General features: G+C 33.5%; 14 protein-coding genes. 9 read left to right on the forward strand and 5 right to left on the reverse strand.

Going from position 1 to position 12,207, the window contains the following annotated elements; translation table 11 throughout:
• Positions 1-11: 11 nt before the first annotated feature.
• Both rlmB and BM238_RS06470 read right to left on the reverse strand, forming a co-directional pair.
• On the reverse strand, positions 12-764 hold the full coding sequence (gene rlmB, locus BM238_RS06465; RefSeq protein WP_090079389.1) for a 23S rRNA (guanosine(2251)-2'-O)-methyltransferase RlmB: 753 nt from the start codon (positions 762-764) through the stop codon (positions 12-14).
• Between the two features lie 111 nt (positions 765-875).
• Positions 876-1,346 (reverse strand): DinB family protein, encoded by a 471-nt coding sequence (locus BM238_RS06470; protein WP_090079390.1) that lies wholly within the window; start codon positions 1,344-1,346, stop codon positions 876-878.
• Between the two features lie 229 nt (positions 1,347-1,575).
• Between BM238_RS06470 and BM238_RS06475 the strand changes: the two genes are divergently transcribed.
• The 9 genes from BM238_RS06475 (at position 1,576) to BM238_RS06515 (ending at position 10,132) form a co-directional block, all read left to right on the forward strand.
• Positions 1,576-2,580 (forward strand): AAA family ATPase, encoded by a 1,005-nt coding sequence (locus tag BM238_RS06475; protein WP_090079760.1) that lies wholly within the window; start codon positions 1,576-1,578, stop codon positions 2,578-2,580.
• 240 nt (positions 2,581-2,820) lie between these two features.
• Complete coding sequence (locus tag BM238_RS06480; RefSeq protein WP_090079391.1) at positions 2,821-3,684, forward strand: DUF58 domain-containing protein; 864 nt, start codon at positions 2,821-2,823, stop codon at positions 3,682-3,684.
• A 6-nt stretch (positions 3,685-3,690) separates the two neighbouring features.
• On the forward strand, positions 3,691-4,587 hold the full coding sequence (locus BM238_RS06485; protein WP_090079392.1) for a BatD family protein: 897 nt from the start codon (positions 3,691-3,693) through the stop codon (positions 4,585-4,587).
• Positions 4,580-5,578, forward strand: coding sequence for a vWA domain-containing protein (locus BM238_RS06490; protein ID WP_090079393.1), 999 nt, complete (start codon positions 4,580-4,582; stop codon positions 5,576-5,578). The genes BM238_RS06485 and BM238_RS06490 overlap by 8 nt, the downstream gene beginning before the upstream one ends.
• Positions 5,579-5,644: 66 nt before the next feature.
• Positions 5,645-6,652, forward strand: a complete 1,008-nt coding sequence (locus BM238_RS06495) for a vWA domain-containing protein (RefSeq protein WP_090079394.1) — start codon at positions 5,645-5,647, stop codon at positions 6,650-6,652.
• Between the two features lie 107 nt (positions 6,653-6,759).
• Positions 6,760-7,476 (forward strand): tetratricopeptide repeat protein, encoded by a 717-nt coding sequence (locus tag BM238_RS06500; RefSeq protein ID WP_090079763.1) that lies wholly within the window; start codon positions 6,760-6,762, stop codon positions 7,474-7,476.
• Positions 7,476-9,203: a BatD family protein gene (locus BM238_RS06505; RefSeq protein ID WP_090079395.1), complete on the forward strand. Its 1,728-nt coding sequence runs from the start codon at positions 7,476-7,478 to the stop codon at positions 9,201-9,203. Before BM238_RS06500 ends, BM238_RS06505 begins: the two co-directional genes overlap by 1 nt.
• A 40-nt stretch (positions 9,204-9,243) precedes the next feature.
• Positions 9,244-9,840, forward strand: a complete 597-nt coding sequence (locus BM238_RS06510; protein WP_090079396.1) for a MarC family protein — start codon at positions 9,244-9,246, stop codon at positions 9,838-9,840.
• A gap of 94 nt (positions 9,841-9,934) precedes the next feature.
• Positions 9,935-10,132: a hypothetical protein gene (locus tag BM238_RS06515; RefSeq protein ID WP_090079397.1), complete on the forward strand. Its 198-nt coding sequence runs from the start codon at positions 9,935-9,937 to the stop codon at positions 10,130-10,132.
• Here the strand turns inward: BM238_RS06515 and BM238_RS06520 are convergent.
• Genes BM238_RS06520 through BM238_RS06530 form a run of 3 tightly spaced genes read right to left on the reverse strand, consistent with a single transcriptional unit; the run spans position 10,122 to position 12,096 of the window.
• Positions 10,122-11,102 (reverse strand): chorismate-binding protein, encoded by a 981-nt coding sequence (locus tag BM238_RS06520; protein WP_090079398.1) that lies wholly within the window; start codon positions 11,100-11,102, stop codon positions 10,122-10,124. The two genes, BM238_RS06515 and BM238_RS06520, sit on opposite strands and share 11 nt — an antisense overlap.
• Positions 11,103-11,105: 3 nt before the next feature.
• Positions 11,106-11,528: a PaaI family thioesterase gene (locus BM238_RS06525; protein ID WP_090079399.1), complete on the reverse strand. Its 423-nt coding sequence runs from the start codon at positions 11,526-11,528 to the stop codon at positions 11,106-11,108.
• A gap of 1 nt (position 11,529) precedes the next feature.
• Positions 11,530-12,096 (reverse strand): 1-acyl-sn-glycerol-3-phosphate acyltransferase, encoded by a 567-nt coding sequence (locus tag BM238_RS06530; protein WP_090079400.1) that lies wholly within the window; start codon positions 12,094-12,096, stop codon positions 11,530-11,532.
• Positions 12,097-12,207 lie beyond the last annotated feature (111 nt).

Genomic DNA, 12,207 nt, shown 5'->3' on the forward strand with positions numbered 1-12,207 from the left:
TTTTATTTTATTTAAAGTTGAGAAACTGTCAATTTTTGGCGAACAGCTTCGTATAAAATAGCGCCGCAGGCCACAGAAACATTTAGAGACTGTGTTTTTCCTTCCAACGGTAATTTGATTTTTTCGTCAGCATGGTGTAAAACTTCTTTGGAAATTCCTGTTTCTTCATTTCCCATCACAATTAATGAAGGACCAGAAAAATCGACGTCATAGATTAATTTCTGCGCTTTTTCTGTTGCAGCAAAAACCTGAACGCCAGATTGCTGTAGAAAATCTACCGTGTGAGAAAGATTTTTTTCCTTACAAATTTTAACATTGTAAAGTGCGCCTGCGGAAGTTTTTATAGCATCAGAATTAATTGGCGCGCCACCTTTTTCCGGGATAATTATCGCATCAATTCCCGTGCATTCTGCAGTTCTACAGATCGCACCGAAATTTCTAACGTCTGTTAAACGATCAAGCATCAATAAAAACGGCGTTTTCCCTTCCTCAAATAATTGCGGCAAAAGATTTTCAATATTATAAAAAGGAATATCAGAAATAAACGCCACCACACCCTGGTGATTTTTTCGTGTAAAACGATTCAGTTTTTCAATCGGGACATAATTTGCCCGAATTCCATATTTCGCTAAAGCAGTTTTTAACTCGGCATAAATTTGTCCTTGCAAAGCATTTTGCAAAAATATTTTATCAATCGTTTTTCCAGCTTCCAGGGCTTCCATCACTGGACGCAATCCGAAAATAAAGTCATCTTTTTCTTTCATTTAAAATTTTTCAATTTTTAAAAGTAACTGTAATCACCATAAATACTATTTATTTTAAACCATCTTTCTGGTTGGCAATTTCATAAAAACTCTTTTGAGTATCTTTTTTAATTAATTTCTTTCCGCTAAAAGCGCTCTTTTTTGGGCTAAAATGTAGCCGTAATGTAAACTCTCATGCATATTATTAAAAATAATGGCATCTTGAATACTTTTGAGATCAATTCCATAACTTGTAGAATAAGGCGTATAATCCGGGAAAAAATTATCATCAAAATCCTTCATTAAAATTCTGGAAGTTTCAGTTAATAAAAAACCAAGATCTTCAATTTCAGAGGCTTTTACGTCTAAATTTGCCAATGTTCCTTTTTTGTATTTTTCGATCCAAAAAGTATCTATTCTAAAAGGATTTCCACTCAAATAATAGTGTAAAAGTTGTTGTGTCGCAACGCAATGTGCAACATTCCAGTAAATATTATTATTGAAACCATCTGGAATCGTAAGCAGATCTTCTTGTGGAGTTTCCTGCAAAATTTCTAATAAATTTCGGCGGGTTTGCCGGTGTATCGCAAAATGGTAATTCAAAGGAGTAATTTTTTAATCTTCAAAAATACTTCATTTATATGGATTTGCATAAATTTTAAGCGTCTATCAAAAACACATTAACATCTTTTAATAAAAATTTGTCTTTTGTGAAGTTAAATAATTAAATTATGCTCTAAATTTTTAACAAAGTTTAACTCAAAATTAGTATTAATTATATTGATTAATGCCCAATTTTATTGGAAATTTACCCATTATTTTAAAATCAGCTATGGCAGAATTACATCAGGCAGACGATATTAGACTTTTAACGGAAAAAGTGAAAGAGCAAAATATTTATTTTTCTCTTTTAAAACAGGAAATAAACCGCGCCATTATTGGTCAGGAATATATGATTGACCGTTTATTGATCGGACTTTTAGGAAACGGTCACGTTCTTTTGGAAGGTGTTCCCGGTTTGGCTAAAACTTTGGCGATAAAAACTTTGGCGGAAGCCGTTCAGGGAAAATTTTCGAGAATACAGTTTACTCCGGATCTTTTGCCGGCAGACGTTATTGGAACGCAAATTTACAGCGTAAAGGACAATGATTTTTCCATAAAAAGAGGACCGGTTTTTGCGAATTTTGTTTTGGCGGATGAGATCAATCGTGCGCCGGCAAAAGTGCAATCTGCCTTATTGGAAGTTATGCAGGAAAAACAAGTGACGATTGGCGATGAAACGATGTTTTTGCCGAAACCATTTTTAGTTTTAGCGACACAAAATCCAATTGATCAGGAAGGAACTTATCTTTTGCCGGAAGCGCAAAGCGACCGTTTTATGTTAAAATGTACGATTGATTATCCTGATTTTGAATCTGAAAGAAAAATCATGAGAATGATCTCTACACAAGATATTCCGAAAATTAGACCGGTCATTTCTTTGGATCAAATTACGGATGCAAAAGCTATCATCAACCAAATTTATCTGGACGAAAAAATTGAAAAATATATTCTCGATATGGTTTTTGCCTCAAGATATCCGGAAAAATACGGCATGTCAGATCTGAAAAATTACATCAGTTTTGGTGCTTCGCCGCGTGCTTCGATAAATTTGGCAATTGCTTCCCGCGCTTATGCTTTTATAAAAGGTCGCGCATTTGTGATCCCGGAAGATGTGAAGGAGATTGCAAAAGATGTCTTACGCCACAGAATTGGGTTGAGTTTTGAAGCGGAAGCAGAAAATATTTCTTCAGACGAAATTGTTGATAAAATTTTGGGGAAAGTTCAGGCGCCTTAAATAATAATTAATGAGTAATAAGTAATATTTTAAGAACGTGCCTTCGGCGCATTCAAAAAAGTGAAAAGAAAAAATACCCGACTTTTTAGCCCTGATTGAAGTGGAAATCTTTTTTTTGCATTTGAAAAAAAGATTGTAGCGGAAAGCAGGACGGGTTTTGAAAATATAAAAAAATAGTGTTGCTACTAATTAAAAGTAAAATAGTAATCAACAGATTGCTTCGTTCCTCGCAATGACAAAATGGAAGTAAAAGATATTGTAAAAAAAGTAAAGCAAATAGAAATCCGGACGCGTCGTCGCACGGAATCTACGCTTATGGGGCAATATCACAGCGCTTTTAAAGGACAAGGAATGACGTTTTCAGAAGTTCGGCCTTATCAAAATGGCGATGAAATCCGCAGGATGGATTGGAATAAAACCGCGCGTTTCCGGGAACCTTTCGTGAAAGTGATGGAAGAAGAGCGGGAATTGACGATGATGATTTTGGTAGATATTTCTGCGTCGATGAATTATGGAACGAGAAATGAATTGAAAAAAGATTTTGTGGCGGAGATTGCGGCAAGTTTAGGATTTTCTGCGGCGGGAAATAATGATAAAGTTGGATTGATTTTATTTGCGGATAAAGTTTATAAAGTAATTCCGCCGAAAAAAGGAAAAAAGCATATTTTGGCGATTCTAAGTTCGATTTTAACAGCGGAATATGTTCCTGCGGAAAGTAAAATTGATGTTGCGCTGGACTATTTAATGAATATTTTTAAGAAAAAATCTTTGGTTTTTTTGTTTTCAGATTTTGAAGATGAGTATAACGAGAAACTAGTAAAAATTGCGGCGAAGAAAAATCAATTGCTTGGTTTGAGAATTTTTGATGAGAAAGATGAGGAAATTCCGGATGTTGGTTTTGCGCATTTTATAGATTCTGAAACGGGGAAAAAAATCTGGGCAAATACTTCAAGCGCAAGATGGCGTTATGATTTTGCAGAGAAACAGAAACAAAAAATAAAAAATATTAAGGAAAATTTTGAGAAAAGTTCGGGGCATTTTTTAAATATTAATACCGCCGATGATTATTCTAAAATTTTATACCAATATTTTAAAAGAAAGTAAATTAGTTTGAAAAAAAAAGTTCTATTATTTATCGTATTTATTAGTGTTTTTGCGAACGCGCAGATACTTTCTTCGACTTTGGACAAGAAGACTTTGGCTTTGGGAGAACCTGCAGTTCTTAAAATAAATATTGATAATCTGCAAGGCAAACAAGTAAATTCTGCAGCCAAAAATTCACTTCTACCCTTTCATTTTGAAGGTATAAAAGATTCAATTAGTTTGAAAGAAGACTCGTATTCTCGAACTGTAGAATTTGCAGTTTTTGATGAAGGGAAATATACAATTCCGGTTTTAGAATTTAAAGTTGGTGATAAAGTTTTAAAAACGATTCCCTATGAAGTTGAAGTTGTAAACACCGCCAAAAAAGGTGATGAGATCAGCGATATCATGAATAATAAAGAGGTAAAACTCGATGTCAATGATTATTGGGAACTCTATAAATTTTACATTTTAGGACTTATTGCTTTAATTGCACTCATAATTATTATTTATTATTTTATCCGTTACAGCAAAAGAGATAAAAATTCCCCTAAAATTGTCACGAACAAGACTTTGAGAGATCTCGAAAATTTAAAAAAGAAAAAATATATAGAGAATAATAATTACCGTGCTTTTTACATAGAGTTGATTGATATCAGCCGGAATTTCATTTCAACACAATATAAATTTCCTGCAGATGTGCTTTTGACGGATGATCTTATTTCTTTTATGAAAAACAATAATACCATTTCAAAAGAAAATGAGGCGATTGTAGAAGATGTATTTTTAAGAGGCGATCTGGTAAAATTTGCTAAAACTTTTCCCGACAAAGAAACCATGCAAAATGATTTTAAAGGCATACAGGATTTCGTAAAACGGTCTACAAAAGATATTGAATTTGAAAAAGTAAGAAGCGATGTTTAATTTAAATTTTATATTCTACAGTCCGTGGTTGCTACTGCTTTTTGCTCTTTTTATTCCTTTACTGATCAGAGATTTAAGTAAGAAAAAATCTATTGGTTTAAAAGTTCCATCTGTCCGGAATATGAAAGAAAATGGAAGTATTGTTCCGGTGCTTTTTTTTCTAAAAATTTCAAAATATTTAATATTATCTTGTCTTATTATCGCGATCGCCAGACCAAGAACTTTCACGGTATCGCAGAATCGGGATGATACCAAAGGAATCGACATAATGCTTTCCGTAGATGTTTCTCTCAGCATGCTTGCAAAAGATCTGCAGCCAGACAGAATAACGGCGTTGAAAGATATTGCCAAAAAATTTATTGAAAAAAGGCCCAATGACAGAATTGGTTTGGTAGAATATGCTGCAGAAGCGTTCACAAAAGTGCCTGTTACATCCGATCACGAAGTTTTGATCAATGAAATAAATAATCTGAACGGTCTTGAGTTGATCCAGGGAACCGCGATCGGAGAAGGTTTGGCTGTTGCTGTGAATCACTTGAAAGACAGCAAAGCAAAAAGTAAGATCATAATTTTAATGACAGATGGCGTTAGTAATGTCCAAAATGCCATGCCGCCACAAGTTGCTGCCGAATTAGCTAAAAATAATAACATTAAAGTGTACACCATCGGCATAGGGACAAACGGTTACGCTCTTTTTCCAACGGCGCAGGACGTTTTTGGTGAACTTGTTTTCACGGAACAACCCGTTCAAATTGATGAAAACGCTTTGCAGGAAGTCGCTTCGATCACCGGTGGGAAATACTTCCGGGCCACCTCTACCGAAAATCTTGAACTTATCTACGATGAGATCAATCAGCTGGAGAAAACAGATTTAAAATCAACAACACTTTATAATTACAAGGAATATTTTAGAATTTTTCTGTTGGTCGCGTTGGGAATACTATATTTTGATGCGATATTGAGATGGGTTTTTTATAAAGTTTTAAATTAGGTTTTAAAATAAAAAATATTGATTGATTTTAAAAATGATTTACCTTAAAAAGATTTTTAGATAAAAATGAATTTAACTTTAGGAAATTACTGGTATTTACTTCTGCTATTGCTTTTGCCAATAGTGGGAATATTTATGTACCGATATATCAACTGGAAAAAGAAAAGAAAAAATATTTTTGCAGAATCTAAATTCCAAGGTGAATTTTTTCCTAAAAATAGAGGATTTTCAAAAGTTTTGCCTTTCCTGTATATTTTGGCAGGTTTGTTTTTAATTTTGTCAATAGTCGATTTTTTAAGCGGAACAGAACAGGTAAAATCTAAACAAAAGATCAATAATGTGATGTTTCTTTTGGATGTTTCCAACTCCATGAACGCTCAGGATATTCAAACAAGCCGATTAAATGCTGCTAAAAATCTGATGGTGCAAAGTCTCACAAAAATGAAAAATGACCGCGTTGGCCTCATCGTTTTTGCCGGTGACGCACAATCGATTATGCCTTTAACAGCAGACTATAGCGCAGCTTCCACTTATATAAATGGTATTGAAACCAGCGTAATGCCGACGCAGGGAACGGATTTTTTAAAAGCCATGCAGGTCGCAGTTGAAAAATTTAAAAACATCCCGAAAGGTTCGCGGAAAGTCGTATTGATAAGTGATGGCGAAGATAATGAAGGAAATGAACCAAATGCTTTGAAACTGGCAAAACAAGAAGGTATTTCAATTGTTTCGGTAGGTATCGGGACGGAAGAAGGTGCGCCGGTGCCGGAGTACATTTTTGGAGAATTAATGGGATATAAGATGAATTCCTCAGGTGAAACCGTAATCTCAAAAAGGGAAACTGCTGCGCTCGAAGATCTTGCTACAAATACCGGCGGTTCGTATCTGGATGGAAATAATCTGGAAAACGCAGTTTCGGAAATGGACGTAGATCTTCAAAAAAGTGCTTCTTCAACTGAAAGTTACGTCAGTTCTCAAACAGCTGTTCATTATTACCAATATACTTTGACAGTTTCACTGTTCTTTTTTTTCCTCATTTTTTTACTAAATCCGAAACGTGATTTCAATATTTAGTATGATAAATTTAACGTAAAGGTCTTTTTAATCAATATTTTAACCCTTATTTAACTTTTTTTTGCTTACATTTTAACACTTAATAGAGTAATTTTGTAATGATGAATATGGGAAAAAATTTACTTGTGTTATTCTTTTTAATCAGTGCATTTATAAACGCTCAGGAAAGTTATAATTCCTTGGTTTATGAAGGAAATTCTGCATTTAAAAGTAAAAATTACGAACGTGCTTCTACGAAATTCCTTGAAGCTTCTAAAGGCAAGGAAAAAGATTTTACTTCTCACTACAATCTTGGCAATTCTCTTTACAAAAGAAAAATGTACGACGAAGCGCGTGCAGAATTTCAAAAAGCAGAAAGTTTCGCGACTTCATTACCTGATAAAATGGCTGCCCAATACAACATTGGCAATACATTCATGGAAGGTAAAAATCCTGAAAAAGCTGCAGAGTATTACAAAAAAGCTTTAAAACAGCAACCAAATAATGAAAGCGCACAGCGTAATTATCAAATCGCGAAATTAAAGGAAAAAGAAAAAAACGAACAGGATAAACAAAAAGGTAAATCCGGCGGTGGCGGTGGAAATAATAAAGATCAGGACAATAAAGACGGAAAAGGCAAAAACCCAACTCAACAATCAGGCGGAAATTCGGAAGAAAACTCCGGAAGCGGAAATAATGGAAAAAATTCCGGTAAAAATAATATCCCAAAAGATCTTGAAAAAGCCATTTTAGACCGGACCTCCAACAAAGAGCAGGAAACTGCACAAAAGATTTTAAACAAAAACGGAAACTCAATGCCGCAAAGCAATGAGAAAGACTGGTAATGAAAATATGCTTCAGCTACATATTATTCTTAATTTCTGTGATATCAATTCACGGCCAAGTCGATTTACGCGTAATTCCAGACAAACGTGACCTAAGTATTGATCAGGAATTAAAATTAACTGTTGTACTAGAAATTCAGGGCAACGACTTCAATATTCAGTCACCTCTTCAAATGCCCGATCTTTCTAAGTTTAACATTTTAACAACGGGTTCAGAAAATAATACGGATCTTAATATCCGAACCAAAACCATTGTTTTTCAAGTTTTACTTCAGCCAAAACAAACGGGCAGAATAAAAGTTGGATCTGTTTTATATACGGCAAATAACAAAATTTATAAGACAGAGCCATTTGACGTTTACGTAACAAATGCGACAAAAAAGGCGATCGTGAAACCTAGTATTGCCAACGAAATGTATCTCAATCTTGAGGTAAAGGACAAAACCATTTACAAAAACCAGCCGACAATTGCAGTTTTAAAGGCTTACAGCAAAAATTTTGACAATTTTAGAAATGTTTCGAAAATAAAATTTCCAAAAAATGGTGATGTTAATTTCCACCAGATAAGCTTTGCAAAATCGGATATTGAACAAGATGAAGATTCTAATATGTCATCGCAGGTCATCGGCGTTTTCCTTATCACAACCTCAGAAAGTGGTGAGATAAAGATTCCATCAGTTTCAGCTACAGTTCGAAATAATTCTTCCAGCGCTGTTTTAAGATCCCGAAAAGTAACTTTAAATGTAAAAAAATTACCAGGAAAAGCACCGGAAAATTACAGAAATGCGGTTGGGAATTTTAATGTTGATATGTCAACTACCGTTGAAGAAAATAATCTTGTAGGAAAACCTATTAATTTGAATGTCAAGGTAAGCGGTGAAGGAAATTTACACACGATGGATCTTCCTAAGCTCGCGGAATCTCCTGAATACAGTTTTTTTGCGCCAAAAATTACCTATAATGTTAAAAATTCAAAGAAAGGATCTGCAGGAAATATTGTTTTAAATTACATCATTATCCCAAAAACTACAGGCAAAATAATCTTAAAAACTGAAGATTTTTCCTACTTCGATCCTGAAAAAAAAGCCTATAAAAATTTACCTTCAGATACTTTATCTTTTGCTTCACTTACATCGGACGAATTGAATGATACAAAAACTGCAATTGAAAAGGTAAATGAATATACGACCAACGTTTTATCGACAGTTCATACGCCAAAAATCATTGCGCAGCAGCTTCAAATCCCCAAAGCACATGAGTTGAACTATAAAATTATTCTGGGAAATCTTGCTTTGCTTTGCGGTTTACTATTTTTGATATTTAAATACAGAGATAAAAAAAGAAAAAAAGTAAGTTTTGCAAAAAATATAAAAGCAGCGCCAGTAGAAAATATCGCAGAAGCCGAAGCGCGTTTAATTAAAGATAAACCGTTTGATTTTGCCTCAGAGATCAGTTATCTGGAAGTTTTAAATCATAATCAGGATTTTACAACTTTTTTCACATCCTTTGAAAACTTTCAAAAAGATCTCGAAATTTATAGCGAACGCAAGTCTGATCTTACTTTTAACAATTATTTAATTCAAAATAAAGGTGCAAAATTCGCCGAAGATTTTAGAAATCTTATTCATGAATTTTCCATGGAAAAATATACGCCTGTTCATGATCCTGAAAACATTAATGTTATTTTCAATAAATTAAAGAATATAATCTCTGAAATTAAAGAATAGTTATTTTTTATTCATAATTTTGCGAAATTAATAAATTATTATGTTCCAGTTATTTTCGGTAAAGGAAACGCTCACGGCCACAATGGTACTTTTTGCGGTTATTGATATATTAGGTTCGATCCCAATTATTGTTTCGCTGCGCAAAAAATTTGGGCACATTGAATCTGAAAAAGCTTCAATTGTTGCTGGTGTTTTAATGATTGCTTTTCTTTTTATTGGCGACAACATTTTAAAATTAATCGGGATCGATAAATATTCTTTTGCGATCGCAGGTGCAGTTGTAATTTTTATTATCGCTCTGGAAATGATCTTAGGAATCGAAATTAATAAAGCCAGCGAAAGTAATTCTGCTTCCATTATTCCTATCGCTTTTCCATTAATAGCCGGAGCCGGGACGTTGACAACCACACTTTCCCTTCGTGCAGAATACCATGATATAAATATTATTTGTGCAATTTTACTTAATACTCTTTTCGTCTATCTTGTTTTAAAATCTGCCACATGGATAGAAAAAAAGATGGGTCAGGGAAGTTTGCAGGTATTGCAAAAAGTTTTCGGAATTATCCTTTTAGCCATCGCTATTAAATTATTTACCGCTAACTTTGCAATGCTGTTCGCGCAGTATATTCATTTTTAAAAAATATAATGGAATCACCATTAATATTAATTTTATAGAAATAATGAATTAAGATTAAAAATTAAAAATAATCTTGATAAATAAACAGTCAGATATGAAAACCATTTATAAAGTATTTTTAGCATTATTTGTAGTTCTTATCGCCATCGATCTTTATATGATCGACTGGAATCTTGGCTTTTTCAGCGGTGAAAATGCCAAATTCATGCTTCCTTTAGCAGCCGGAGTTTTGGGTGTATTGTTCGTAATTATTCTCAATACAATGAGTAAACTTTCTACTTCTAAGAGCTAATACTGAGATTTTTCAGTATGGCTTCAGACTTTAATTCTGTTTCCTGCCACTCTTTTTGAGGATTACTTTGCGAGGTTATTCCACCGCCAACAAATAATTCTGCGGCATTTTTGTAAACTTTTGCGCAACGAAGGTTTACGAAAAAATAAACATCATCTGACATTTCCACTCTGCTAAAACCAGCGTAAAATTCTCTTGGTTTATTCTCAAAATTTAAGATCGCTTTTTTGCAAAAATCTTTCGGAATACCACAAACAGCAGGAGTTGGATGAAGATCAGTTATTAAATTTGATAAATGTTCTTCATCAATTTTTAATTTAAAATCAGTTCGAAGATGTTTAATATTTCCGGAATGATGGTCTTTTGTGTCCGATATTTTTACTTGAGAAGAATATTTCTTTAAGACAGATTCCACATAATTACTCACCGTTTTCTGCTCGTCCAGTTCTTTTTTTGTCCACTCTTTATCCAAACCTAAAGTTCCGGCGAGACTCATGGTTTCAAATTCAGATGTTTTTTTATTAAATTTTCCTAAAACTTCTGAAAATGCTCCAATCCAGGATTCTTCTTCAGTTTTAAATAAATAAATAAAAGCATTATCGTAGGATTTAATTAAATTTAGAAAACTTTGCGATAAATTAATTTTTTGATTTTCTAAACCGATAATTTTCCTGCGCGAAATAACAAGTTTGGGAAGTTTATTTTTTTTTATAAACGAAATTACGTTTCCCAATTTCTGAATGTAATCTTCCTCAGATTCTTCCTTTAAATCATTTAAGGTAAATTTAAAATCAGAAGACGACCATTGATTTTCCAATAATTGTTCCGGTGAAACTTCTTTAAAATTTCCTTTAAAATTCAATTGTTTTAAAGTGTCAAAACTCGTGAAACCAATATTTTCATTTTCAGAATTTAGATCATTAACGAAAATTTTAGATGAAAACGGAAGCCGAAAGAGAATTTGAGTCATGATTTATTTTGCGATCACATTGTTTGTCATCGTCGTATGGTTAATTAAATCACCTTTTTCATTGCGTATTTCTATTTCAGAAACGTGCATCGTTTTTCCTTTTCGAATAAATCTGGCAGTTCCAGTCACAACACCTTTTCTTACACTTCGTAAATGGTTTGAATTGATATTTGTACCGACTGCGTAGAATTTTTCAGTGTCAATAAATACATTAGAAAGACAAGAACCCAAAGTTTCGGCCAAAACGCAACTTGCGCCGCCGTGCATGATACCAAAAGGTTGATGTACATTTTCATTCACAGGCATTGTTGCAGAAAGTGAATCATCTGTGATTTCAGAGAATAAAATACCAAGATTTTTAGCCAGTAAACCCTCGCCCCAATTATTTAAAAAATCTAAAGTTTTTGCTTTTTCCTGCTCTGTCATATTAATATATTTTGGGATTCCAGTTTGCAGGCACACTCGGCGTGATCACTTTATAGTATTCTTCAAGTTCTGCCATTATTTCTTCATAAGTTTTAGTTTCCAGCTCTTCGACGGTAATCACTTTTCCCATGTGAATTTCTTTTTTACCAAAATCTCCGGCACCTAAAACGATTGGAACACGGGATTTAATTGCCATAAGGTAAAAACCTTTTTTCCATTTAGCAACCCAACTTCTGGTTCCTTCGGGCGTAATAACCAAGCTGAAATCGTCTTTTTTAAACTCGTTATCTACAAAATTGATAAGATCATTTCTTTGAGAACGGTCGATCCCAATACCGCCTAAAGCTTTTACAACAAAGCCATACCAGGCTTTTGTGTGCTCGTCTTTTATGATCACTTTTAATTTTTTACCTAAAACCCAATAAGCAAGGTTTCCTAAAATATATTCCATATTATCGGTATGTGGTGCTACTACTAGAATGCAGCGGTTCAGGTTTTCCACATCGCCGTCTAAAACAATCTTCCAGCCTAAAATCTTTAAACCCAATTGCCCTATAAATTTTTTCATATAAATTTTAATAATAATTTTTTACCCACTTATTTTTAAATGATTTTATTGCTTTATTTCCTTTAAAAATATTAAAAAAATACTTTCCATTTTAAATTTTAAAAACAAAAA

Origin of the sequence: Halpernia frigidisoli (assembly GCF_900113805.1) — a bacterium.
Lineage (GTDB): Bacteria > Bacteroidota > Bacteroidia > Flavobacteriales > Weeksellaceae > Halpernia > Halpernia frigidisoli.